The organism is Clostridiaceae bacterium, assembly GCA_012840395.1.
Taxonomy (GTDB): Bacteria; Bacillota; Clostridia; order Acetivibrionales; family DULL01; genus DULL01.
The window spans coordinates 68,379-93,750 of sequence record DULL01000066.1 but is presented as its reverse complement, the minus strand read 5'-3'; the positions used below and the strand labels follow the sequence as shown (position 1 = coordinate 93,750).

Annotated in this window: 24 protein-coding genes; 2 read left to right on the top strand and 22 right to left on the bottom strand. The window is 36.5% G+C overall.

Going from position 1 to position 25,372, the window contains the following annotated elements:
• Nucleotides 1-36: 36 nt before the first annotated feature.
• Together ruvA and ruvC are read right to left on the bottom strand one after the other, a co-directional pair.
• Nucleotides 37-639, bottom strand: a complete 603-nt coding sequence (gene ruvA / locus GXX20_08365; GenBank protein HHW31671.1) for a Holliday junction branch migration protein RuvA — start codon at nucleotides 637-639, stop codon at nucleotides 37-39.
• 50 nt (nucleotides 640-689) lie between these two features.
• On the bottom strand, nucleotides 690-1,175 hold the full coding sequence (ruvC, locus tag GXX20_08360) for a crossover junction endodeoxyribonuclease RuvC (GenBank protein HHW31670.1): 486 nt from the start codon (nucleotides 1,173-1,175) through the stop codon (nucleotides 690-692).
• 193 nt (nucleotides 1,176-1,368) lie between these two features.
• Between ruvC and GXX20_08355 the strand changes: the two genes are divergently transcribed.
• On the top strand, nucleotides 1,369-2,598 hold the full coding sequence (locus GXX20_08355) for an argininosuccinate synthase (GenBank protein HHW31669.1): 1,230 nt from the start codon (nucleotides 1,369-1,371) through the stop codon (nucleotides 2,596-2,598).
• Between the two features lie 68 nt (nucleotides 2,599-2,666).
• Nucleotides 2,667-4,049, top strand: a complete 1,383-nt coding sequence (gene argH / locus GXX20_08350) for an argininosuccinate lyase (protein HHW31668.1) — start codon at nucleotides 2,667-2,669, stop codon at nucleotides 4,047-4,049.
• A gap of 110 nt (nucleotides 4,050-4,159) precedes the next feature.
• Here argH and GXX20_08345 read toward each other — a convergent pair whose 3' ends face one another.
• From GXX20_08345 to GXX20_08250, 20 genes are all read right to left on the bottom strand, one after another.
• The gene (locus GXX20_08345; GenBank protein HHW31667.1) at nucleotides 4,160-4,348 is read right to left on the bottom strand and encodes a hypothetical protein; all 189 of its coding nucleotides are present in this window, start codon (nucleotides 4,346-4,348) and stop codon (nucleotides 4,160-4,162) included.
• Between the two features lie 221 nt (nucleotides 4,349-4,569).
• On the bottom strand, nucleotides 4,570-4,881 hold the full coding sequence (locus tag GXX20_08340) for a hypothetical protein (GenBank protein ID HHW31666.1): 312 nt from the start codon (nucleotides 4,879-4,881) through the stop codon (nucleotides 4,570-4,572).
• A gap of 369 nt (nucleotides 4,882-5,250) precedes the next feature.
• On the bottom strand, nucleotides 5,251-6,369 hold the full coding sequence (locus tag GXX20_08335) for a polysaccharide deacetylase family protein (GenBank protein ID HHW31665.1): 1,119 nt from the start codon (nucleotides 6,367-6,369) through the stop codon (nucleotides 5,251-5,253).
• Nucleotides 6,370-6,703: 334 nt separating this feature from the next.
• On the bottom strand, nucleotides 6,704-10,315 hold the full coding sequence (locus GXX20_08330; GenBank protein HHW31664.1) for an AAA family ATPase: 3,612 nt from the start codon (nucleotides 10,313-10,315) through the stop codon (nucleotides 6,704-6,706).
• 23 nt (nucleotides 10,316-10,338) lie between these two features.
• Nucleotides 10,339-11,604 carry an exonuclease SbcCD subunit D gene (locus tag GXX20_08325; protein HHW31663.1) on the bottom strand — a complete coding sequence of 422 codons (1,266 nt, stop codon included), beginning with the start codon at nucleotides 11,602-11,604 and terminating at the stop codon, nucleotides 10,339-10,341.
• A gap of 4 nt (nucleotides 11,605-11,608) precedes the next feature.
• A complete protein-coding gene (metA, locus tag GXX20_08320; GenBank protein HHW31662.1) occupies nucleotides 11,609-12,526 on the bottom strand; it encodes a homoserine O-succinyltransferase in 918 nt (305 codons plus the stop codon).
• Between the two features lie 24 nt (nucleotides 12,527-12,550).
• Nucleotides 12,551-13,840, bottom strand: a complete 1,290-nt coding sequence (locus GXX20_08315) for a homocysteine synthase (protein HHW31661.1) — start codon at nucleotides 13,838-13,840, stop codon at nucleotides 12,551-12,553.
• A 132-nt stretch (nucleotides 13,841-13,972) separates the two neighbouring features.
• Nucleotides 13,973-14,689: a PHP domain-containing protein gene (locus GXX20_08310; GenBank protein HHW31660.1), complete on the bottom strand. Its 717-nt coding sequence runs from the start codon at nucleotides 14,687-14,689 to the stop codon at nucleotides 13,973-13,975.
• 26 nt (nucleotides 14,690-14,715) lie between these two features.
• The gene (locus GXX20_08305) at nucleotides 14,716-15,051 is read right to left on the bottom strand and encodes an AraC family transcriptional regulator (GenBank protein HHW31659.1); all 336 of its coding nucleotides are present in this window, start codon (nucleotides 15,049-15,051) and stop codon (nucleotides 14,716-14,718) included.
• The gene (locus GXX20_08300; GenBank protein HHW31658.1) at nucleotides 15,048-16,370 is read right to left on the bottom strand and encodes a 4Fe-4S dicluster domain-containing protein; all 1,323 of its coding nucleotides are present in this window, start codon (nucleotides 16,368-16,370) and stop codon (nucleotides 15,048-15,050) included. The genes GXX20_08305 and GXX20_08300 overlap by 4 nt, the downstream gene beginning before the upstream one ends.
• A gap of 14 nt (nucleotides 16,371-16,384) precedes the next feature.
• A complete protein-coding gene (locus tag GXX20_08295; GenBank protein ID HHW31657.1) occupies nucleotides 16,385-16,816 on the bottom strand; it encodes an anti-sigma regulatory factor in 432 nt (143 codons plus the stop codon).
• Nucleotides 16,809-17,168: a hypothetical protein gene (locus GXX20_08290; protein HHW31656.1), complete on the bottom strand. Its 360-nt coding sequence runs from the start codon at nucleotides 17,166-17,168 to the stop codon at nucleotides 16,809-16,811. Before GXX20_08290 ends, GXX20_08295 begins: the two co-directional genes overlap by 8 nt.
• Before the next feature lie 101 nt (nucleotides 17,169-17,269).
• A complete protein-coding gene (locus GXX20_08285; protein ID HHW31655.1) occupies nucleotides 17,270-18,049 on the bottom strand; it encodes an SDR family oxidoreductase in 780 nt (259 codons plus the stop codon).
• Nucleotides 18,050-18,504: 455 nt separating this feature from the next.
• Complete coding sequence (locus GXX20_08280; GenBank protein HHW31654.1) at nucleotides 18,505-19,755, bottom strand: homoserine dehydrogenase; 1,251 nt, start codon at nucleotides 19,753-19,755, stop codon at nucleotides 18,505-18,507.
• Between the two features lie 13 nt (nucleotides 19,756-19,768).
• A complete protein-coding gene (locus tag GXX20_08275) occupies nucleotides 19,769-20,212 on the bottom strand; it encodes an ACT domain-containing protein (GenBank protein ID HHW31653.1) in 444 nt (147 codons plus the stop codon).
• Between the two features lie 626 nt (nucleotides 20,213-20,838).
• Nucleotides 20,839-21,885 carry a hypothetical protein gene (locus GXX20_08270; GenBank protein ID HHW31652.1) on the bottom strand — a complete coding sequence of 349 codons (1,047 nt, stop codon included), beginning with the start codon at nucleotides 21,883-21,885 and terminating at the stop codon, nucleotides 20,839-20,841.
• A 15-nt stretch (nucleotides 21,886-21,900) separates the two neighbouring features.
• Entirely contained in the window at nucleotides 21,901-22,656 is a 756-nt protein-coding gene (locus tag GXX20_08265; protein ID HHW31651.1) for a FadR family transcriptional regulator, read from the bottom strand.
• Between the two features lie 3 nt (nucleotides 22,657-22,659).
• The gene (locus GXX20_08260) at nucleotides 22,660-23,616 is read right to left on the bottom strand and encodes a transketolase (protein HHW31650.1); all 957 of its coding nucleotides are present in this window, start codon (nucleotides 23,614-23,616) and stop codon (nucleotides 22,660-22,662) included.
• The gene (locus GXX20_08255; GenBank protein HHW31649.1) at nucleotides 23,613-24,431 is read right to left on the bottom strand and encodes a transketolase; all 819 of its coding nucleotides are present in this window, start codon (nucleotides 24,429-24,431) and stop codon (nucleotides 23,613-23,615) included. Before GXX20_08255 ends, GXX20_08260 begins: the two co-directional genes overlap by 4 nt.
• The gene (locus GXX20_08250) at nucleotides 24,418-25,320 is read right to left on the bottom strand and encodes a sugar phosphate isomerase/epimerase (GenBank protein HHW31648.1); all 903 of its coding nucleotides are present in this window, start codon (nucleotides 25,318-25,320) and stop codon (nucleotides 24,418-24,420) included. Before GXX20_08250 ends, GXX20_08255 begins: the two co-directional genes overlap by 14 nt.
• Between the last annotated feature and the right edge of the window lie 52 nt (nucleotides 25,321-25,372).

Sequence of the window (25,372 nt, the reverse complement as noted above, 5' to 3'; positions counted from 1 at the left end):
TTTGTTATTTGCCCATCAAATAATTAACACATCAAACTACTTTACCAGACCTTTCAATGAGTTCCGTATAATGGTTTCCAGGTCCATATCTTCAGAATAAACAGCAGACACGGCACGACTTGCTTCAATTGCCGTATATCCCAAAACCATAAGGGCACTAATTGCTTCTGATATCCTTGAATCTTTTACTTCGGGTATCTCTGAATCTTGTTCCTCTGTTGAAGATATTAACTGTTCTTTCTTAATTTTATCTTTAAGTTCTAAAATTATTCTCTGGGCAGTTTTATTCCCTATGCCTTTTACTTTTGTAAGAGTTTTTACATCATCTGTTATAACTGCAAGGCTGAATTTTGAAGGTGTTATAGAAGACAAAATAGATATTGCTGCTTTTGGCCCCACTCCTGATACTGTAATTAATAGTTCAAAAAGAGCAAGTTCTTCTCTTGAAATAAAACCATATAGATTAATGGCTTCTTCCCTGGCACTCAGGCAGGTATACACTGTTACCTCACTTCCTACCATACCTATATTTTCTATGGTAGTCAATGAAGTCTGAATTTTGTATCCAATACCATTGTTTTCAACTACTATATTATCTCCGTACTTTCCTACTAGAGTACCTTTTATATAAGAAAACATATTGGTTGCTACCTCATCTCTAAAACAAATTTATATGATTTCAAGCTTGTCTAAAGAAGTTTATTCATCCTGTAAGAATGAGCGTGACAAATTGCAACTGCCAGTGCATCTGCCGCATCATCCGGTTTAGGTATATCCTGAAGATTTAATATTATTCTCACCATTTGCTGGACCTGTGTTTTGTCTGCATGGCCATATCCAACAACTGCTTGTTTTACCTGTAAAGGTGTATATTCAAATACTTTTGCTCCTGATTCTGCCGCAGAAAGCAATACCACACCTCTTCCATGAGCCGCTGCTATAGCTGTTTTTATATTTTTGTTAAAAAATAGCTCTTCAATACAAATAGCATCTGGTTTATGCTCAGAAATCAGCACCTTTATCCCTTCACTCAGCAGTTTTAACCTGTCAGCAAATTTTTCAGATGCTTCCGTAGTTATGACTCCATATTTTATAAGAGAAAACCTGTTTCCCGTATATTTTAATATACCATACCCTGTTATTGCAAACCCAGGATCTATACCCATTATAATCATCATTGATTCTCTTTTCTTCAACAAATAGTTGTGTAAATTATTTTAATATAATATATAATGATATAATGTTAACTGGTGATTCAATTTGTATATTCTTGCATTGTATTAAGTAAATATTGCATAATTATACAGTAAGATGTATAATTAGTAGAATCACATAAGTATATTTTAACATATAACTGGAGGGTTTTGTATGGGAAAGAGTGAAAAAGTAGTACTAGCCTATTCCGGCGGACTTGATACATCTATTATCATACCTTGGTTAAAGGAAAACTATAATTATGAAGTAATAGCTATGGCAGCTGATTTAGGTCAGGGAGAGGAGCTAGACAACCTGAATGAAAAGGCAATAAAAACAGGTGCAAGTAAAATTTACATTGAGGATTTAAAGGAAGAATTTGTTACTGATTTTATTTTTCCTACTCTAAAGGCCGGCGCTATTTATGAAGGAAAATACCTTCTGGGTACCTCTTTTGCAAGGCCATTAATTGCTAAGAGATTGGTTGAAATTGCAGAAAAAGAAGGAGCTACTGCTATTGCACATGGTGCTACAGGTAAAGGCAATGACCAGGTAAGGTTTGAGCTTACAGTAAAAGCTTTGGCACCACATCTCAAAATAATAGCTCCGTGGAGAATATGGAATATTAAATCAAGAGAAGATGCCATCGATTATGCTCAAGCAAGAAATATTCAGATACCAGTTACAAAAAAGGATAACTACAGCATGGACAGGAACTTGTGGCATTTAAGCCACGAGGGATCAGATCTGGAAGACCCTTGGAATGAACCTCAGTATGATAAGCTGCTTAAGCTTATGGTTCCTCCTGAAAAAGCACCGGATAAGCCAGCTTATGTAGAAATATATTTTGAAAAAGGTATTCCCAAGAAAGTAAACGGTGTTGAGTATGGACCTGTAGAATTGATTGAAGTGCTTAACAAACTTGCAGGAGAAAATGGTGTAGGTATTGCAGACATAGTAGAGAACAGGCTTGTGGGTATGAAATCCAGAGGGGTATATGAAACTCCTGCGGGAACAGTCCTGTATGCCGCACACAGAGAATTAGAGTTACTATGCCTTGACAGGGATACTCTGCATTATAAAGATATTGTTGCCCAAAGATTTGCCGAACTGGTTTATTACGGACAATGGTACACACCACTCAGAGAAGCAATATCTGCATTTGTTGATGTGACTCAGGAAACTGTAACCGGAACAGTAAGAATGAAACTATATAAAGGAAACTGCATGCCTGCAGGTGCCAAGTCCGACTATTCCCTTTACAATGAAGAGCTTTCTACCTTTGGAAGAGACGAAGTTTACAACCAGAAAGATGCTGAAGGGTTTATTAACCTGTTTGGTTTGCCTATGAAGGTCAGAGCCCTAATGCTGAGGAATAACAAAAAGGATGGCAGTAATAAATAATTTTTTAATAAGAGATTGCATTCATCAATAAAGATTGCAATATAAAATATTTGTTCATGAGGTGGCATATGAAACTTTGGGGCGGAAGATTCCAGAAAAGTACTGATAAATCTGTGGATGATTTTAATTCCTCCATTAGTTTTGACAGCAGAATGTATAAGGAAGATATTGAAGGAAGTATAGCCCATGCAAAAATGCTGGGAAAGTGCAATATTATTCCAGAAGAAGATTCTGAACTTATACAAAAGACCCTTCTTGAGATATTGTCAGATATAGAAAAAGGAAGTATTGAGTTTGAGGTTGATGCCGAAGATATTCATATGAATATTGAAAAAATCCTTATTTCCAGGATCGGTGAACCAGGTAAAAAACTGCATACAGCAAGAAGCCGCAATGACCAGGTTGCACTCGATATAAGGATGTACCTCCGGAATGAAACCAAGAACATTATTAATATGCTATCAGAACTGGAAAGAACCCTGCTTCATATTGCAGAAAATCATATTGACACAATAATGCCCGGCTATACCCATCTTCAAAGGGCTCAACCCATAACCTTTTCCCATCATATTATGGCATACTTTCAGATGTTCAGAAGAGACATTGAGCGATTACTGGATTGCCTAAAAAGAATAAATATTATGCCTCTTGGTTCATGTGCCCTTGCAGGAACAACCTATAAACTTGACAGAAATATGGTAGCTGAGGAACTCGGATTCGATGCTATTACAGAAAACAGCCTTGACGGAGTCAGTGACAGAGATTTTGTAATTGAGATGGCTTCCTGCCTTTCTATTTTAATGATGCATCTTAGCAGATTTAGTGAAGAAATTATACTCTGGTCCTCTCATGAGTTTTCATTTATTGAGCTGGACGACGCTTACAGTACAGGAAGCAGCATAATGCCTCAGAAAAAGAACCCTGATGTGGCAGAACTTGTAAGAGGCAAAACAGGAAGGGTTTATGGAAATCTTATGGCATTGCTTACTGTAATGAAAGCACTTCCCCTTGCTTATAACAAGGATATGCAGGAAGATAAAGAAAGCATTTTTGATTCCATCGATACTGTAAAAATGTGTATACCCGTATTTACTAATATGCTAAATACCTTGAGAATAAACAAAGATAAAATGCATAAAGCAGCTCAGGGTGGTTTTATTAACGCAACTGATGTTGCAGATTATCTTGTGAAAAAAGGTATACCTTTCAGAAGTGCCCATGAAATTGTTGGTAAAATGGTTTTTTATTGTATTCAACAACAAAAGGCTATTGAAGAACTTTCTTTAGACGAATTAAAGAGTTTTTCAGATAAAATTGACCATGACATTTATGAAGAAATAAGCCTGGAAAAATGCGTATCAAGCAGAAATGTTCCAGGAGGTCCTGCAGGAAACAGAGTAAAAGAAACAATCGAGAGTGGCTATAAATTTATTGAACAACTGCAGTATTAATCAACCTGTCAATTTTCTTTCAATTTCAGCTCACGTTTTTTAAACGTGAGCTGAATTATGTAATTTGAAATTTGTATGATACCGTCGAATTTATAAACGAAATAAGTATGTTAACAAAAGTTATATGCTTTTTCATCTATGTACACACTAATATTTAAAGCATCTGAATCATAATTAATGGTAATTTTAGAAACACCAATACCCTTATTTTTCAGAGATTGAGTAAGCTCTCTTTGAATTTTTTCTGTAAGAATTTTATCGCTGCTTTTTCTCTTGAATGAAATGTATCTAATAAGCATGAAAATCACCTCAAAGGTAATAATATAATATTTCCTTTTAAATGTATAATATTTCCATTAAAGAGTATTTTTGCTGTAATCCTTATGAAAAACTTAAAAGGAACCTTTTTTCAGGTTCCTTTTTGATAATGGTAAATTATTGATTAAACTGATACATTATTATTTTTAATATTGATACTTTATTTAAGGTACATAACACTTAATTTAATTAATAATGCCTGTTAATGCCGTTTAACTTTTCTATCTAGTGCCTTTCCGAAACTATACCATGAATCTCTGAGCTTAAATCGTAATTCTTCATCTAAAGTACGTTCAATAACATCATTTAGTCTTTTCCTCATATCGATATATTCCAGCAATTCAAACTCATCTTTATTCAATATTTCTTCCATATCTGCAATCCAATTTAGCACTAGATCCAGACCCATAGTATTTTCTGGTAGTTTTTTCTTCATGTGAGCAATAACCAGTTTTACAGCCTTTTTCTTTACATCAGCATCTGTCTGAATTTTTTTTGGTGCACCCTTTGCCATATATAACACTCCCTAATTATAATAATAATAAATAATATCAATCAGTTGATAATGAAAAATAAACTAGTACAAACTAATACATACTACAAATTAAAAAAGCATGTTTTTAAATAGCATTGTTTTATAACAAATTATCTCAGAATAATTCACTTTGACAATGCAATTAGCATAAACTTAATTGTAGTATGATTATTGCTGTTAATAATGTCCTATATTCCCGCTATTTATGAAAATGCTTGAGAACTTATATATAATATATATATATATTTATTATAACACATATATTCAAATATGCAAATCAAATGCCAAAATTAGGTGTGATATACTAGCATCAGGAAATACCGGTAAATCCAGTGTGCGATTAGAAATCTAGTATATAATCAAATTACGTCCTTCCAGTTTGCTTTTATCAATTAAATGTTCTCTTTCTTTTGGCACAGTGATGGTGTCAGGATCTCCGTCGCTTACATACTGTTCTTCTCTGGAAAGATTTTCAAGCCACCAGGTCAAATCCATGTAAACAGGTTCTATCCCCTGAGACCTAACCCGGGGTGTAGAAAGAGGATTAAAATCCTTGCTGACAGGTGATAATGCCGGATTGGCACCAACTTCGACTATTACTTTGTTTTGATACTTAATACCTTCAAACTCGCCCTCTATAACAAAATTTCTTAAGTCTGAAGCAGGAAGTCCATATGGCAGTGAAAATAATGACATCTTATATCCGGGAACTAATTCAAGCATTTTTTTGTAGTTTCCACCTATTTCCCTTTGTACTTCTTCGGCTGTTTTCGCTTCGTTAAGCCTTATATGAGTATAGGTATGATTTCCGATTTCAAAACCTTTATTTATAAGATACTCCAATCTTTGGGTAAGAGTTCCGGCTCCGGGAAAAGTGTTAAGCCCCAGATTTACAAAGAAGGTACCCTTTAGGCCAAAATCGGGATGCGTTTTATTGAATTCCTCTAAAATACCAACGGCAGAATCAGGATTAGCAACAAGTGTACCGTCTTTTTCTATCAAATTAAACTGGCCGCTTGTACCATCATCAAAGGTAAATACCATAGGTATAAATCCTGCCGGTACAGAAATATTATTGTTTAAATAATCACTCAGGCTTATTAATCTATAATCCTTTTCATATAAAGTATCAAGCAACTTCCTGAATTCATCAAATGTAGTTGTAAACTCTTTATCTCCTGATTTATATTCTTTAATAAAGTTATGAAACATAACCACCATAATTTTGCCTGATTCATTAGGCTTTACCACAGATAAGTCAATAGGAGGACGTGTTTCATTATCATTCGATGAGTCATTATTCTCTGTCTCATTATTCTCTGTATCATTGGTGTTTGTATTATCATTTGCAGTATTGTCCTCGATTGTATTATTATTCTCCAGGTTTTGATTCTCCGAACCATTATTTTTAATATCATTTTGGGATATATTATCCTCACCGTTTTGTTTAGAATAATTTATATACATGCTGCATGCAACAAGTACCACCGCAGTAATCAGGCACAAAGCCAGTATTAATTTATATGGTTTTTTCAATTTATATGTTTTGCTCACAAAAATACACTCCAAAAACATGCTTTTTTCGACACTATACATAATATTATAACATAATTTTTAAATATTAAAGACCGATTTTGGGTACTGAATTAAATAACTGAGATGGCCAATTTTTACATAAAAAACTTAAAAAGTCTTTTGAAAAAGTTATGCGAAATGAAATGCAATATGAAATAAACATATATATAAAGGGAACATTCAATAAAGAACGTTCCCGAAAAATGTAAAAAATGCAGGACTGTCCCTACGCTTTTTCTATGTAAACACGGGTTCCCACTCCCTCAGAAGTTGGAGGTTCTACTATCAGTCTTCTTGCTACCCTGTTTTTAACTTCAGGAATATGGCTTATCAGCCCGATTACCCTATCAGAGGAACTTATCCTTTCCAGTGAATCGATTACCGTATCTAGCAAGTTTCCGTCAAGTGTACCAAAACCTTCGTCAAGAAAAAAGAATTCCAAAGGACTCTGTCCTTTCAATTGTATTTGCTTTGACAAAGCAAGGGCGAGAGATAAGGATGTTAAAAACGTTTCACCGCCGGAAAGGGATGTTACCAGTCTGTGGATGCCACCCTGCATATTGTCTCTTATAACAAAACCGCTTTCAGAATCCAATTCCAGTGCATACCTGTATTTGGTCAGTATTCCAAGAGTTTGGGAAGCTTCTTTTGCTATATATCTCAATCTCTCTTCAGCAACAAACTCAACAAAACTGTTTCCTCTTAAAAGTTTTTGTATATGTTCAAGCATGTCACATTTACGGCTATATTCCTTGTACTCTTTTATAAGTCCTACCCATATGTCAAAATTCTTTTTAACAGATGCATATGTATTTCTTGCACTTTCATATAAAGCAATGCTGTCATCTCTTTCTTTTCTTTTTTCATTATATCTCCCGTTTATATCATCCCACTCAGATTCACTTATACTTCGCCCGTTCAGTTTTTTCTGTAATAGTTCCCTGTTTGCCTTAAGATTTATTCTTGCTTGTTCATAATCCTTTATAATCTCAGCCATTTTATCCCGTTCATTCTGCGGAATAATCGATTTTTCTGCTTGTTCGATACTAGTGAAACCTTTTTCTTCCAGTGCATTATATAATTGTTGTTTTTCTACATTAAGATATTTCTCATATAAACTTTTTTGGTTTTCTAATGCCGCCCTCTGGGTATTGAGTTCATTATACTTTGCTTCGGTTTTACTAATTAGTTCAAAATACTTCTTTTCTTCCTGCTGTATACGGATTATTTTTTCTTCAACATTGGCCAGTTGAGCATAAATGTCGCCTTGTCCTGCCAACAAAGTTATTCTTTCTTCTTTCTCTTTCTTTTGAGAACTAATGGTTTTTCCATCTGCTTCCAGAGCGCTATATCTGGTAAGCATTTCCTGTTTTTCCCATGTAAGCTTTTCAATATTTTCTCTTATTTCCTTTGAACGATTTTGTTGATTCTCAATATTTTTTCTTAGTGCTTCCACTTTACGGTCATTTTCTTCTATTCGTCTTATCTCAGTAATAATATCTGCTATACCTAGCCTGTTTTTTATAGCATTCATTTCTGAAAGCTTACCGGTATATTGCTCTGAAGAAGCCTTTAGTCTATTTTTTTCCTGGGCGAGGTTTTCCCTGTTTACTCTCAATTCTGCTTTGATTCCGTTTTCATCAGCTAAATATCTGGAAACAGTATTATTTAAATCCGCTATTTTTTTCTCAAGAGCATTAATATTATTTTCCCATTCATCCACTGCCTTCAATCTTGACAGATTATTATTGTTGATTTTCTCCAGTTCATAATCCATTTGTTCCGGATTAATACTTCTTATATTCTCGGGAAGATTTGAGGCTAATGCCTCATATTCATTTTCTTTCTTGGATATTTCTTCCCTGGTTTGTTTCAGCTTGTTTCTTAATCCCTCAAGCTGTTCTTTCAATTTTATGCATTCACTATCAGATTCCCTGGCTTTAATCTCAAGGCTGCCCAGATTTTCCCGGATATCTTTCAGTTTTTCTTCAAGAACATCCATCTCCTGCATGTTATTATGGGCTGATGCCGGAGCAGGATGGTTAACTGACCCACAAACAGGGCAAGGTTCACCTTTTTTAAGATTAAGCGCCAATATATAAGCTGAATTCTTTTCGTATTCCTTTCTGGCTTGTTCAGCATCGGTCTTTAGTTTTTCTAATTCTTCATATAAAGAATCTCTGTATTTTTCAGCTTCATTATATTTAATGATGTACTGTTCAATATTTCTATGTACTTCTTCAGAAACAACTTTAAGGTCGTCAATATCTTTTCTTTTATACTTTAAACTTTGACAAATAGCCTTTATATTATGGTAAGTGTTAATATCCTTAAGAATATTATCTCTGTCATCTGGCTTCGAATTCTTTTGAGCAATCTGCTCATTTTTCAATCCTTCAAGCAAGCTTAATTCTTTATTTTTCTCCAGTTCTATTACAGCAAGTTTCTCCTCCAAAATCTCTGTCTTTTTTGTCAATTCCTTTACTAAAATCTCATGTCTATCTTTTTCTTTTCTTAAAGCTTCAGTTTCATCTTGTATTCTTAATGCAGCCTGCACCTGGCTTCTATAATCAATATCTACTTTTAAATTCTCAATAGTTTTACTATATTCCTGAATTTTGTTTTCACACTCAGATAAATCAGTTTTCTTTTTATGGATTTCTTTTTCCTTTGATTCAATTTTTAATTTCAGTGAAACATATTCTTCCCGCAGTACTTTCAGCTTCTTTTCAAGATCATCTGCTTCCTTTCTTAATTCCAAAGCACTTTCAAGCTTTGTTTTCAACTCCACTAACCTTGGTATTTCTTCATCAAAGCTTTTCTTACAGATCTCATAATGCTTCCGTATATCTTTTAGAACATTTTCGGTGTTATTAATTTCCTGCAATAGTGTATCAAGTTGTGATACCGTATCATAGAGTTTTTTACCGGTACTCCTGTACTGTTCTATTAATTCTTTTAAACCTTCAGCCTTCATTGATTCCTCATATTGTTTTTTCATTAAATCAATCTCTGGCTGTTTTGATATGTACGTTTCTTCCTTTTCTAATATAAAATTAAGTTCCTTTACAAGGTCCCAAACTTCCCTTGCCTGGTTTAAATTTAATTCCAGATTTTTTAGTTCCTTATCTACCTTCTCCTTCAAATCCCTGGCTTCCTGAACTTTTTTTTCTGCTTCAATGAGGGATTTTTCAGAAATATCTCCAAGTGCCGAAAGTGCTCCTTCAATATTTGATAATTTATTCTTTGTTGCATTAAGCTTCCTGTTTACTTTTTCAGATAAATTCCTTCCATATTCCTCAAGATAGAAAATCCTTTCCAGCATTTCTCTCCTTTTAGATTTTTCCAGAAAAAGAAATTCCTGGAACTTATTCTGGGGCAAAACAACTGAACGAGTAAAATCATCTAAATTTAAACCCAGCAATTCTTCCACTTTACTTGTAACTTCACTGGGTTTGTCTGCAATTATCACATTACCTTCACCAGTAATATCTGATAGCCTTGCCAATTTAACTTCAATAAAGTTCTCAGAGCCTTTTTTCCTTTTATAAACCCTTTCAACTTTATATGTCTTCCTCAGTTTGTCCTTTTGAAGATCAAAAGTATAGACAACCCTCAGATTGTCTGAATAAATATTCATTATGCCATGAGTTCCCCTTAAGGCTCTCTGGACATTACCATATAAAGCCAGAGTGATTGCATCCAATACTGTAGATTTTCCGCTCCCGGTGGGCCCAAAAATACCAAACAGGCCGGTTTCTCCAAGTTTATCAAAGTCCACCTTCTGGACTTCTTTGAAACTTTGAAGCCCCTCTATCTCAAGGTACCGTGGTCTCAATTTTAACACTCCTTTTATATCCCTTATGCTGTAGTCTCCATAACAGAATCCGTTAGTCCGTCCTCTCCCTGGTCTTCGCTATTTAACACATCAAGAAATATGGTCATAAGCTCATCTGATATTTCCATACCGGTTTTGTATTTATAATAGTCTTTAAACAGCTCATCAATCTTTTTGGCTTCCCTATCTTCGAAACCTTCAATAAAGCTAGTCTCTGTAGCTATTATAGGCTTGATATTTATTATACCCGGATTTAATTCCCTTAGTTTTTTCTGTTCCTCCATAGTAAGAGGCCTGTCCAAAAAAATTTCCAGTTCAATCCATGCATTGAGGTCCCTGCCCTCCATACACCAATTGAGAGCCTCTTCAATTCCTTGCCTTGCTGTCCATTTCACCAATGGCTTTCCGCAGTTCAAGTATTCCTCTTTTATGTAAGGTTCTTTCCCAGGGATTATATCTGCAATAAACACCTCTTTGCTTTGCCCGGCCTCAGAAAAGCTGTATGCCAGAGGAGAGCCTGAATAATATGCAGGACATGGAGCATCCTTAACTTTTTGTGGCTTATGTAAATGGCCGAGGGCAACATAGTGGGCTTTTGAAGGCAGCACCTCGGGATCCACCGTCATTGCCCCTCCCACCTGGATAGTTCTTTCAGAATCTTTACTTGTAATGCCTCCTCTTACAAAGATATGGCTTACCACCAGATTAACGGTATCATCCCTGAAGTGGCTGGATAGGGTTTCAAATATGCTTCCCACTCTGTCGGAATAAGCTCTCTGGAGTTTATTTTCCTCAAGTTCCTCGGTTAGTACCTCATCAAGACGTGCTTCAGATGGATAGGGAAGTGTAATTATTACAGCATTATGTTCACAACCCTCTATAAACAGTTCCAGCCATCCCGGGCCGGAATTTACAACTCTGATGCTATTATCATCGTTTTTTTCACCTGCGGGATAGCTGGATGGATAACCTAAAAGAATAATACCGTTTCTAAAAGCAAGAGAACTGGATGCACATAGCCTTTCCGGATTGTCATGATTTCCGGCAATTACTACAACCGCCCTTTTTCCACCTTTATTCAGTTTGTTTATGGCTTCGAAAAATAATTCTTCAGCGGCTGCAGAAGGATTATATGTGTCAAATATATCTCCTGCCACAAGAACCAGGTCTATATCCTCTTTGTCGGCTTTGTCACACAATTCATCAATAAACTGTTTTTGCTCATCTATTCTGTTTATATTCTCAAGGGTCCTGCCTAAATGCCAGTCAGAGGTATGAAGTATGCGCATAATGTCACCTCAATTCATTTAAATCATAAGGTGTCTCCTGGTAAACATAATAATTCAGCCAATTAGCATAGAGGAGGTTTGCATGACTTCTCCAATTAACAATTGGATCCTTTGTAGGATCATCCCCTGGAAAATAATTTTTAGGTATATTAATCTTCAAATTTTTTGCAATATCACGCTCATATTCCAGTTTCAATGTACAGGGATCGTACTCAGGATGGCCAGTTACAAAAATCTGCCTTCCATTCCTTGAGGCACAAATATATAATCCGGCATCCTTCGATGTAGACAGGATTTGGAGCTCAGGCACCTTTTCAACATCTTCTATTCTCACTTCCGTATGCCGTGAATGAGGTGCAAAGAATACATCATCAAAGCCTCTGAAAAGTTTCACAAATTTTTCATTTACTGTATGTTCAAATACTCCAAACATTTTCTCCTTTAACGGATACTTTGGAATTTTATAATGATAGTATAATCCTGCCTGTGCTCCCCAGCATATATGCAGAGTAGAGAATACACTGGTTTTGCTCCACTCCATAATTTCTTTCAATTCTTCCCAATAGGCAACTTCTTCGAAATCCATGTTTTCTACTGGTGCACCAGTAATTACCAAACCGTCAAATTTTTCATCCTTAACTTCATTAAAAGTTTTATAAAAAGTTTCTAAATGTTCTGCGGGAGTATTCTTTGAAGTGTATGAAGCAGGATGTAACAATACAATATCCACTTGTAGAGGTGTATTACTTAACAGCCTCAAAAGCTGGGTTTCTGTTGCTATCTTTGTGGGCATGATATTTAATATGGCTATTCGTAAAGGACGTATATCCTGGTGAAAAGCCCTCTCGTATCCCATTACAAAAATATTTTCGTTGCTTAGAATTTCCATTGCAGGAAGATTATCAGGTATTTTTATCGGCACAGGCATCCTCCTTTATACTTCCAACTATACTTCCAACGACTTAGTAAGTGCTTGATCAAGGTCATAAATAAGGTCTTCAGGATCTTCTATACCTACAGATACTCTTATCATGTCAGGTGTTACTCCTGATGATAACTGGGCTTCTTCAGACAATTGGGAATGGGTTGTGCTTGCCGGGTGTATTACCAGGGATTTCGCATCAGCCACATTCGCCAGGTGAGAGAAAATTTTTAGGCTTTCAATAAATTTTATTCCCGCCTTTAATCCTCCCTTAATTCCAAAGGTAAATATAGCCCCGGGCCCCTTTGGGAAATATTTCTGTGAAAGCTTATAATATTTATTATCTTCAAGAGCAGGATAATTTACCCAGGATACAGCTTTATGACCTTTTAAAAATTCTGTAATCTTTTTTGTATTACTTACATGACGTTCTATTCTTAATGAAAGAGTTTCCAATCCCAGTAGAAGAAGAAATGAATTAAAGGGACTTATAGCCGCCCCCATATCTCTTAGCAGTTGTACTCTGGCCTTAGTAATATAAGCAAGGGGTCCCAATGCTTCTGCATATACTATTCCATGATAACTCGGATCAGGTTCAGTAAATCCCGGGAATTTACCACTCTCAGCCCAGGGGAACCTGCCTGAATCCACAATAACACCACCGATTGAAGTCCCATGGCCTCCAATATATTTGGTTGCTGAATGTACTACAATATCTGCTCCATACTCAAAAGGTCTTATTAAATACGGGGTACCGAAAGTATTATCAACTATTAAGGGTATTCCATTTTCGTGTGCTATCTTTGCCACTTCCTCAATATCCACAAGGTTTATTCCCGGATTTCCAATTGTCTCTATATACAAAGCTTTTGTTTTATCTGTTATTGCTCTTCTAAAATTCTCTGGGTTGTCAGGATTAACAAAAGTTGTATTAATACCATATTTGGGCAGGGTGACTGCAAAAAGATTATACGTGCCTCCATATAGTGTACTTGCAGACACTATCTCATCTCCGGCACCTGCAAGATTAAGGATGGCATATGTAATAGCCGCTGAACCTGAAGCCAAAGCCAAAGCTCCTACTCCGCCTTCGAGAGCAGCCATTCTTTTTTCAAAGACATCTGTAGTGGGGTTCATAATTCTTGTATATATATTTCCAACTTCTTTTAGTGAGAAGAGATTAGCTGCATGTTCCACGTTCCTGAACACATATGATGTAGTCTGGTATATAGGAACCGCCCTTGAACCTGTGGTAGGATCGGGTTCCTGACCTGCATGCACCTGTAGGGTATCAAATTTTAATTTTCTTTCCATTAATTACACACCCTCCCTTATTAGATAATATTAATTGTACAATATATTGTTATATTTATTATATTTTATTGAATAACTATACTATCTGTAGTCTATTTTGTCAATAATAATTTAGAAATGGGACACGAAAAGTTATACTTTATTTCTCAGCTTGGCAATAAGGCAATGGGCGCTGGCTTCCTCAAGTTCTATAAAGCTTTCTCTTTCAAGAATATCCCAAAGAAAATGCGCGTCAGAAGATTTTATGAAATTATATTTAGCAAGATCGGAATGCAATGATTTAAATTCTGTTTCCGAACAGTTCTTGGATATTTCAAGATATCCTGTTTCCAGTTCCTCAGGTACAGTTCCCAGATTAGATATAATACTGTATGAAGTTTTATCAACATGAGCAGGTAGTGCTGCTCCTCCAAGCATTATGGTATGGCTGAACACATCCTCTATACTTAAATCTGCACCTGCAAGGAGCATAGTTTCTACATATCCTGTGATCTGATCCTTTTCATTTAATATGATCTGCTGTCCAAATATATCAGCTCTGTTTGAAATGTCTGGTAAGGCATTATACACAATATTCTGAAACTTCAATACTCCGTCAAGATCAGGGAAAAGACAGACAATGTGGACTTCTTCCCTGGTCATGACTTCCATACCTGGTATTATAAGCAGTTCCTTTCCATGAGAACATTTTATAACTGCCTCAATATTCTCTGCTGAATTATGGTCAGTGACCGCTATAATATCTAATCCCTTTAAACATGCCATATTAACAATATTGTTTGGAGTCATATCATTATCTGCACATGGGGATAAAGCAGAATGGATATGCAAATCATATGATAATTTCATTGGCTCACCTGGATAAAACGAAATAATTATTTGGAAGTTATTTGAAATATTCTGCAGCATAATTCATATGCGCTTGATTTGCTGCGAAGAATATTTACTCCTTCTTCCATGGCTTTTGTTAAAGTTGTTTCTTCTACTTCAATATTTTCGGGTATTATAATACAGGAAACTTCTGTGAGCAAGGCAACAGCCACTATATTGATGTGATTGTGTATAGTAACCCATATATTCCCTTTACCGGCGTGGGACATAACCCAGCTTAATAAATCACATACATAAACTCCTGTTATTTCTTTATTAAGGCTTTTCTCTCCTGTTAAAACTTCTAATTCAAGTTCTTTTGCTATCTCTCCTACAGTCAATCGTCAACACTCCTATCTTTATCCAATACAGGTGGCATTTTTGATTCCAGCTCTGCCATTTGTACAGCAAGGCTTCTTACTTTCTCTCTTAGTTTAAAAATACAATCAGTCTCGGTTGCTTTTCCTCTTACTATATCTTCAGCCAAAGCTCTACAGCTTGGAGCGCCGCAGGCTCCGCAATCTAAACCGGGAAGATCCCGGTTAATTTTTTCAAGAGCCTCAAGCTTTTTAATAGCAACTGAAATATCATCATCCAATTTCATAACCGGCCGGTGTACAATACTTCTGGTCCAGCCCAGGATATCATCATATATTTCTGAATTGACAGGCGGATATTCTTTTCTTTTTGCAATATCTATATGTTTCTTAAGGTTATTTTTCGCCACAAACATATTTTCAACGGTCAGGGGGCCTCCGATGCAACCACCTGTACATGCAAGGGCTTCTATAAAATCTACATCCTTGAGTTTTCCATTTTCTATTTCCTCAAGAATGCTAATTACGTTATGAATACCATCCACTGCCAGAAATTGATCTGTCCCGAGAGCTAATCCCTCTCCTCCTATATTTGCCCATCTTACACCTTTAAAACCTGACATCTCAAGTTCTTCAGAGTCTTCATCATTGCCTAATATTTCCAAGAGTTTTATATAAATATCTTTTATGGCTATAGCTCCGTTAACCGATGAATACTCTCCTATATAATTACCCTTTATGCTGGTAACTTTTGCAGGACAAGGAGTAATAAAAAAAACACCTATATCATCTGAAGATAATCCTTCCTCAGAAATCAGCTCTTTACGTACAATCCTTGCTGCCACTTCCATAGGAGAATGAATTCTCTGAATATTATCAATAAGGCTTGGAAATCTGACTTGTATTAGCCTTACAACTGCCGGACAGGCTGAAGAAATCAATGGTTTATTCTCTATCCCCTGTGAAATTGCCCTTTTTGTGGCATCACTTACAATTTCTGCGGCTCTTGATACTTCAAATACCTTATCAAAACCAACCTTTTTTAGTGCATTCAATATCCGGTTTCTTGAAAATTCGGGCTTAAACTGCCCATATAATGATGGTGCAGGGATAGCTACTTTATATTTATATTGTTTTATGATTTCAAGTGGATCTGTAATAGCCTTTTTGGCGTGGTACGGACATACTCGCAAACACTCTCCGCAATCTATACACCTTTCATTAATAATTCTCGCTTTGCTTTTGCGAACTCTAATTGCTTCAGTAGGACATCTTTTTATGCAATTGGTACATCCTCTGCATTTCTCTTCGTCAAGTCTGACTGAATGAAAATAATTATTCATGCCCCCACTCCTTTTTAGTTAACATAAACCGTAATCTTTACCACAGTTCCTTCTCCAACCTTTGAGTCAATTTGAAGCTCATCAGAATACCTTTTTATATTAGGGAGCCCCATTCCTGCACCGAAGCCCATTTCCCTTATTCTTTCAGAAGCAGTTGAGTATCCTTCCTGCATTGCCAAATCTATATCTGGTATTCCCGGACCCTTATCTTCAATTTTTATTACTATTCTATCCGGATAAATATTAACATCGGCAGTTCCACCTCCCGCATGTATAACCGCATTGATTTCTGCTTCATACATTGCAATAGCGGTCCTCCTTATTATCTGAGGATTAATTCCAAGATGGCTCAATACTTTTTTTACACTGCTGGAGGCCTCTCCGGCTACTCTGAAATCATCATCCGGTAAAATAAAACTCAGGTTAATGGATGATTCTTTATCCATTATAAGTGCACCGTCCTGTTATCCCTGCGCTATAAAGTCTTCCACAAGCAGTAAACATAGGAAGTTTTGTAGATAATACTACAATATTCATTTGTTCTGCAAGTTTAATAATATTTTCTCCAGGTATTTTCCCTCTTACGAAAACTACCGCTTTAATATCCATCATTTCAGCAGTACGGATAACCTGAGGATTAACCAGTCCGGTAAGTAGCATAATATTACTTTCTTTCACATATGCCATTACATCACTCATAAGGTCGGATCCGCAGGCTGAAATTATTTCCTGTTCCATTCCATCTGATCCGGTAAGGAGTTTCGCATCAAGTATTTCTATTATTTCTCTGATTTTCATCTTATGACCACCTTTTAAAAAACAGTCTGACTATATCTTATCATATTGTTAAATCATTAACAAGTACTCTGAACAGTATAAATAGTGTATTATTATAATCCCTATATTGCTGTATATCCCCCATCAACAGGTATATTTGCTCCGGTAATATACAAGGAAGCATCAGAAGCCAGAAATACAATAACACCCTTAAGATCGGTATCATTTGCCATTCTTCCAAGAAGTGTCCTTTTATTATATCTTTCAACAAATAACTCCGGTTGATTGGCAAATAATCCTCCCGGACTTACTGCATTGCAGCGTACATTTCTTGCACCGTACTTGCTTGCTACGAATTTTGTAAAATTAATCATTCCTGCCTTATGAAAATAATAATCTCCTGCTGATTTTCCCATATTAAGACCTTCATAGTTATTCTTATCAGGTCCAACCATGCCCATCATTGAAGCAATATTAATTATGGAACCACCACCCTGGGCAGCCATTACATCTCCGAATGTTCTGCACATTAAAAAAATGCCTGTACCATTAATAATCATACTTTTTGTAAAGTTTTCTGCAGGATCATCCCAATCATTTGTAGTTCTTGCTACAGCATTATTTACTAATATATCAATTCTCCCACTCTGTTTCAAAATTTCATCTCTGAGTGCAAGTATAGTTTCTTCTTTACCCTGGTCATAATACAATGCTTTAGCCTTATAACCCTGTTCTCTGAGTTCGGAAGCTAATATTTCAAGTTTCTCAACATTTCTGGAAGCCATATATGTTTCAGCGCCAGCTTCTGCCAAAGCATAAGCTATCTGCCGGCCATATTTTCCTGCTCCACCTGTTAACAAGGCAACTTTCCCTTCTAATGAAAAGGAGTCTAATACTTTCATTTTGCTTACCTCCATAGCTTGACAAAATTTTTATACTTTTGTTTCATGTCTCAAACATTATGTAATTCATAATACTTGTTATAACACATTATAGAGAACTTGAGCACTGTTTGCAATCTTAAACAGGAAAGTATGTCAGATATAGTCACCCTTTTTTGTTCACCGGAATAATATATACTATCTCAGTAAATCTCAGTAAAAAGGGAGGTCTGTAATATGTCAGGCATTTCAAAAGGTTTATTTAATGATAACTGCGCTATTCTTTTCTTCATCATCCTGTTCCTGATGTTGTTCTGGAACGGTGGTTATGGATATTACAGAGAGTAAAATCCAGTAATAGGCTGTAAAAAAGAAAATTATTAACAACTAAAAGGTATATAAGGTCCGCAATCAATATTGATAACAGGACCTTATATACCTTTTAGAATAGAGATCATTTTTGTTAAAAACAAGTTTCACTCATCAAGTATGCGGATTGAGCTCACAATATTATCAATTAAACCACTGTTCATTAAATTACTAAATTTATCTTTATGTGCTTTTTCGGTATCTTTGCAGGTAACAAATGCAATTTCTTTCGCTGTTTCCTTTTTGTTCAGATAAATAAAGTTTACTTCCCCAAATTCCCGGATAATTAAGTTCTTTGCCTGTTCAATATCACCTGCAGATACTCTCACAAAAAACCTGGTTTCCATATTATCTATATCTTCAATATTATTATAGTCTTTCCTTTTCCAAATATTTCTTCCATTACTGTCAACATGTTTTATTATGTCTATTATATCTGCTACAACAGCACTGGCAGTAGGCAATTTTCCTGCTCCCCGCCCATAAAACATAACTTCTCCTATTGCATTTCCTCTTACTAATATGGCATTAAATACATCATCCACATTTGCCAAAGGATGGCTGTTATTGATAATTGCAGGACTTACTCTTGCATGAATTTTATCATTTTTCTTTTCACTTATAGCTATAAGTTTGATTACTGAATTCATCTGCAGGGCATACTCAAAATCGAGCAAAGACAGCTTGCTAATACCTTCTGTATAGATATTCCTGCAATCTACAAACTCATTAAAAGCAATAGAAGACAGAATCGCGATTTTTCTGCATGTGTCTAGACCTTCAATGTCAGCAATAGGGTTTGCCTCTGCGTATCCATTCTTCTTCGCATTCTCCAACGCAGATGAAAAACTCTTACCTGAATCTTTCATTTGTGTAATAATATAGTTTGTTGTACCATTTAGTATTGCAGTTATGGAATAAATTTCGTTTGCGGCCAGACATTGGTTTAACGGCCTGATAATCGGAATACCACCGCCCACGCTGGCTTCAAAAAGGTAGTAAACATTATTTTCCTTGGCCATTTTTAACAGTTCTGGCCCGTGAAGAGCAACCAATTCCTTATTTGAGGACACAACATGCTTGCCCGCTAAAAAAGCCCGCTTTGTATATTCTAAAGCTGCTCCTGTACCTCCTATTGTTTCTACTATAATTTTAATTGATTCATCTTCAAAAATCTCATCTGCATTGTTTGTTATTATATCTTTATTAGGATCATCACTAAAATCCCTTATATCAAGTATCTTCTTAACTCTTATTTCTTCTCCGGCCTTTTCGTTAATACTCATTTGGTTTGTATTGATTACTTCTACCACTCCGGAACCCACTACTCCGTATCCCAGTACAGCAATATCAACCATTGTTAACTCCCCTCTATTCTCTTGCAAGTATTGCCTGTTTTCTAACTCCTTCAATACTGCTGATACTATCCATAAGTTCTTTTATACTTATTTCCATATCTGCAGTTTCAATTGATATAATTACATCTGCCAATCCGTTTATTGGAATATTTTGATTAATTGTAACAATATTTGCTTTTGACAGGGCTATTTTATTTAATATATTGGATAATATGCCTGGAAAATCTTCTACAACTAAATGTAGAGTAATTATCCTGCCTCTTGAAGTCTCATAGAAAGGAAAAACAAAATCTTTATATTTGTAATAAGCGCTGCGGCTTATATTTACTTCTTTTACCGCTTCATTTACGGTTTTACCAGGGTATTTTGTTAATAACCTTTTGACTTCTACCACCTTTGAAAAAACTTCAGGTAATATAGAAGAGTCAACCAGAAAGCAAGTTGAATTTTTCGACATATTACCTTCTGTCCTCCTGTCACGCACAAATGTTTTTATACTGTGTAATGTTAACATATTTTGTTTAGAGTTTCAATATATTTATTTAATAAAATAGATGAAATGAAACAGACAAACTCAGGAAAAAATATAAAGCTGTTCTGGGAATATGAAAGTGAGGATATTTCCATATAAAACACAACGAGCACGTAATGATCTACCTTGCACCACTATAGATAACTTATTACCTAGCTATGACCTTCCGGCCATAACCAAGCAGTTCATCACCCATAATGATGGTTCGTTCGACCATGCAAAATACCTACCCAGCTATATGCAACCTCTCGGCTGCATATAACCGTAACAGCACTCTGCATGGTCTTCGCTCGACCCTATATAATAAGTTGGGATCCTATTATAATCTAATCATATACAGACTATAATAAAACCTTTCCCTACTATATAGAATCTTCCCTCCGACTGCATATACGCCTGTAGGACCAGCCTTTAGACATATATACAATCTTTGGCCGACCTATATATATCCCCTTCGGAACATATATAAGTCTTGACTCAACCATTACGTACCCGTTACGCTATTATAATTGACCTTTTCAATAAAAATTATTCATGAAAATTTATTAATTCTAACTTCCAAATTTTTTAAATTTACGCCGTTGAGAAATTTCAACTAAAGCCTGTTTCCATGCTTTTTCAAAAGTATTGCGGAATAAGGCAACTGGGCCAAAATTCTCATATTCTTCAGGTGATAATTCCCCAGGGAAGAACCCTTTTCTAAAATCAGGCAATTTTCTTAAAAGCTCATCTATTACTGATGAAGGGGTTGGCATATGAAAACGCTGTACCACAACAGGATTAGATTTTTCAAGTTCTTCACCGGTTCCTGACCAATTAATTGTAACTGTGGCTTCAGCTCCGACCATCTCAGTGAAATGATGAAGTCCGCGGGCTCCGCCACTTAAAAATTCCACCGGGTAGCGGCGTTCCTTAACAGTTTCATAAACCTTTTTAGCTACAGCAATTCCTGCATGCCAGAGTATATCCGGTTCAATATCAATATTGTTAGCTTTCACATAATTTCCAAGATACTCATCATATATACCGGCAATGTGTGCAAGATAGACCACTGTCTTTGGGTTGCCTTCTGTTGCTTTGAGTAAAGCTTCACAAATATCAATGGCCTGCTGAACGGCAAATACTTCTGTACAGCATACCGGGATTCCCATTTTTACCAGTGATGAAATTGCTTTAATACCATCTGGCACTACAGGGATTTTGACCATAATATTAGGCCCATAGGCCCTGGCTATCTCAGCCTGGCGCATTATAGCATCAGTATTTTCCTGAAAAGGATCACCTTGAATAGTAACATAACCTAATTCACCGTGACTTGATTCATACAGTGGCATAAATTCCCTGGCAATTAAACCTACCAGTTCTGCCTGAACCTGGATTAAAACTTCTGTATCATCATCTGTCTTTTCAATCCATTTATCAATCAGCTGTTCACACAACTGTGGTTCTTCCTTAAGCATTTTTGATACGTAGGATGGGTTTTGCGTGCAGCCCACTGCTCCTGCAGCAATACCTACTCTTGCCTGGGATACTGTTACATTATTAATCCATAAACGTGTAGGAGTCATACGAGTAACTCGTTTAAAATATCCTTCCATATTGCTCCTCCTCTGTCAACGCAATTCTGATTTCCAATATTTGAAATGTTTATCGATTGTTTCTGCAACTAACGTTTCATCTCTCCTAATAATAATATCAAGCATTTGTTTGTGTAACTCATACATTTCATCCAATTCATTCGTACGGATAAAATGCTCTGTTGCCCTGGCCCTGGTAGGGCGTGACAGTCGTTCTATTACACGGCTGATTTTTTCCACAAGTGGATTTTTTATAGCATGCTCCAACGCCTTATGAAACTTTATATCAGCATCAAGTATTTTATTTTTATTTGGACAGTTTTCTATAACTGATTTCAAATCTGCCAAAGCTTTCTGCATCTGTTCAATATCATCATCTGTTGCTTTATCTATAGCAAGCTTTAAAATACCCACTTCAAAGAGCCTTCTTAGTTCAATCATATGAGAAGAATTTCCACCTTCAAGAATTAAACCATAAACCATAGGGTCCAGCATACGGTCTGAAAAACCTTTTGCTACAAATGTTCCCTCAGCCCGGTGAATTTCCAGCACACCCATGGCTACCAGCACTTTTATTGCTTCACGGACAGAATTACGGCTTACCTGCATGGATTCACACAGCTCGGTTTCTGTAGGTATTTGTTGTCCAGGTTGTAATTCTCCGTTGATTATCGCATTGGTAATTCTCTCAATTATACGGTCTACCACTGACTTGGTGGGCATCGGCTTCATTAAACTAAATTGATTTTTTTTGCCATCATTCACTTGAGTTGAATCTGTGTTTTTTCCCATATCTTATACAATCTTCTCCTTTTTCCTGTTTATAGCCTCTTTCGCACCATCTACAATTGCCTGCACGGAAAGACCATAGGCATCCAGCAATACATCCGCATGTCCACTGCAGGGATAAATATCCCTTAGTCCAATACGGATAACATAGCAGGGATGATAATGGGATGCAATTTCGCATATGGCACTGGACATTCCGCAAAAGAAATTATGATCTTCTACTGCTACAGCACAGTTGGTTTGTTCCAGTATCTGTGCAATAGCTTTACTATCCATTGGTTTTATTGTGGGAATATTAATTAGTATACCATTTATACCCTCTTCCTTCAACTTCTCCAATGCCTCTGCTGCCCGGTTCATAATAAATCCGCTTGCGAAAATTGCAACATCATATCCATAACATTTAACCATATGAATTTTTCCAAATTCAAACGGTGTTTCATCAGGAAATACTTCAGGTTCCCGTCCGCTTCCTAATCTAAGATACACCGGACCTTCTACTTCCAACATAGCCTTTGCAGCCTTGTAGGTTTGCCCTGCATCAGCCGGAGCTATAATCTTTGTGCCAGGTATAGAACGCATTATTCCGACATCCTCATAAAACTGGTGCGTAACGCCTTCTCTCTCACCTCCCAGCATACCTCCATTCAAGCCAATGAATTTTACATTGAGGCCGGGATATGCCACAAAAGTACGTATCTGTTCACAAGCTCGCATAGTCAGGAAGCCTGCATAACTAATTACTACAGGTATCAAACCTGTGGTCGCCATCCCCGCCGCCACCAGAACAGAATTTTGTTCAGCTATACCTACTTCTATTAACCTGTCAGGGAATTTTTCCATAAAAGGAACAGCACGTGCAGCAAGCACTGAATCAGGAGATATAACAATAATGCGCTCATCTTTTTCGGCTGCCTCTATAATGGCTCTTATTGCAGCTTCCCTTGTACTTTTTATCTTCATATGGCACCTCCTAATGCTTCTCTTGCTATTCTTACTTCTTCTGCTGTCGGTGTTCTTTTATGCCATGCATTGTTATTTTCCATATAGGGTATATTTTTGCCTTTTATTGTTATACACTCAATCAGGGATGGTTTGTCCTCAATTGCTTTTGCTTTTTCAATGGCTTCTTTTATGGCATCAACATCATGGCCATCTATTGTCTGTACATGCCAGTGAAAAGCTTTCCATTTATCTGCTACCGGATAAAGGGAGCTTAACTCGGTAACTTTCCCACCGGACTGGTTATTATTGCAGTCAGCAAATACAATTAAGTTGCCCGCCTTATACTTTGCTGCAGCCATAGCTGCCTCCCAAATAACTCCTTCCTGCTGTTCACCATCTCCAACTATGACATAGATAAAGCTCTTTTGACCCTGCATTTTGCATCCAAGAGCCATACCCAGGCCAATACCTATCCCATTTCCCAGGGAACCTGAAGTCATATCTATACCTGGTGTCTTATTCATATCAGGATGTCCCTGGAGCATTCCTTCAAACATACGAAGCTTTTTTAGTTCCTCTATTGAAAAGTATCCTTTTCTTGCAAGGGCAGCATACAGAATTGGACAAGCATGACCTTTTGACAGAATCAGTCTATCCCTCTCAGGCCAACGGGGCTTCTGGGGGTTGATATTCATTTTATCAAAATATAAAACAGACAGTATTTCTGCAATTGACATACTAGGCCCCGGATGTCCGTCTCCAACAGCATGAACCGCTTCAACCACATCCAAACGCAACCTGTTTGCCATACGGCGAAGCTCATCTGATGTCATAGCTATTCTCCTCCTTTAAGTTCTTATGAAGAAAGGTTAAACTTTCCCAAACACTGTTGAAATACTCATATGGATCTTCCTGGCGGCATAGTGCTTCAAGTCCTATACGCAAATCTTCATCATGCCCATATAAGCCTTCTAAACTAATAAATAAATTTGACAGATCAGGTATCATCCATTCAGTATCCGGATATTCATAACCCAGATGTTTATCACCATATAGTGGATTCTTTCTGTCTTTTATAAAGCAATTTGCAAAATGAATATGGTTGCAATAAGGCTTTACAGCTTTAAGAGCTTCTAAAAAATTCTCTCCTTCTTCAACGGTGTGGGCAGTATCCAAAGTGAGTTTTATAGGCAAACCTGCATTATCCATTCTTTTCATAAATTCCAGTGTCCGGGCATATGGGCCAATAAGGTGGAAGGCTTCCATAATGCTGTCACAAGGCTCCATCAAAAAGCACAAGCTGTAATTTTTCTGCTGAACATAGTCATATAGCTCTTCAATTGATTTTGCCAGAGAATCCAGGCCTTTTTCCACATTGTTTCCTATTCTTCCTGAATTCATCATTATCTCCGGTATGCCATTATGCTGAGCCTCATCTATACAGCTTTTAAAGAGCTTTACTGCTGCAGTTCTTCCTTCTTCACTTTCGTGGCAAAGATCCAACCTGCTTTCTTTTGATGGTATTACTGCAATATAAACACTTGAAAGGCCTGTATCAAGCAGTACACTCCCTATCTTGTCCCTGCTGTCCCCGTCATGGTAAAATTCAATGCACTCTATTCCCTTTTCAGCGAGAAAATATGCCATCCTGCGGAATTCATCAATGTTTTTCCGGGATTTTGGGAAGTATAAATTTGTACAAACGCTATTGATTAGTTTCATAACATAGTCCTTTCATTTAATATGCTTATATAATATAGGCCACATTAAGTAA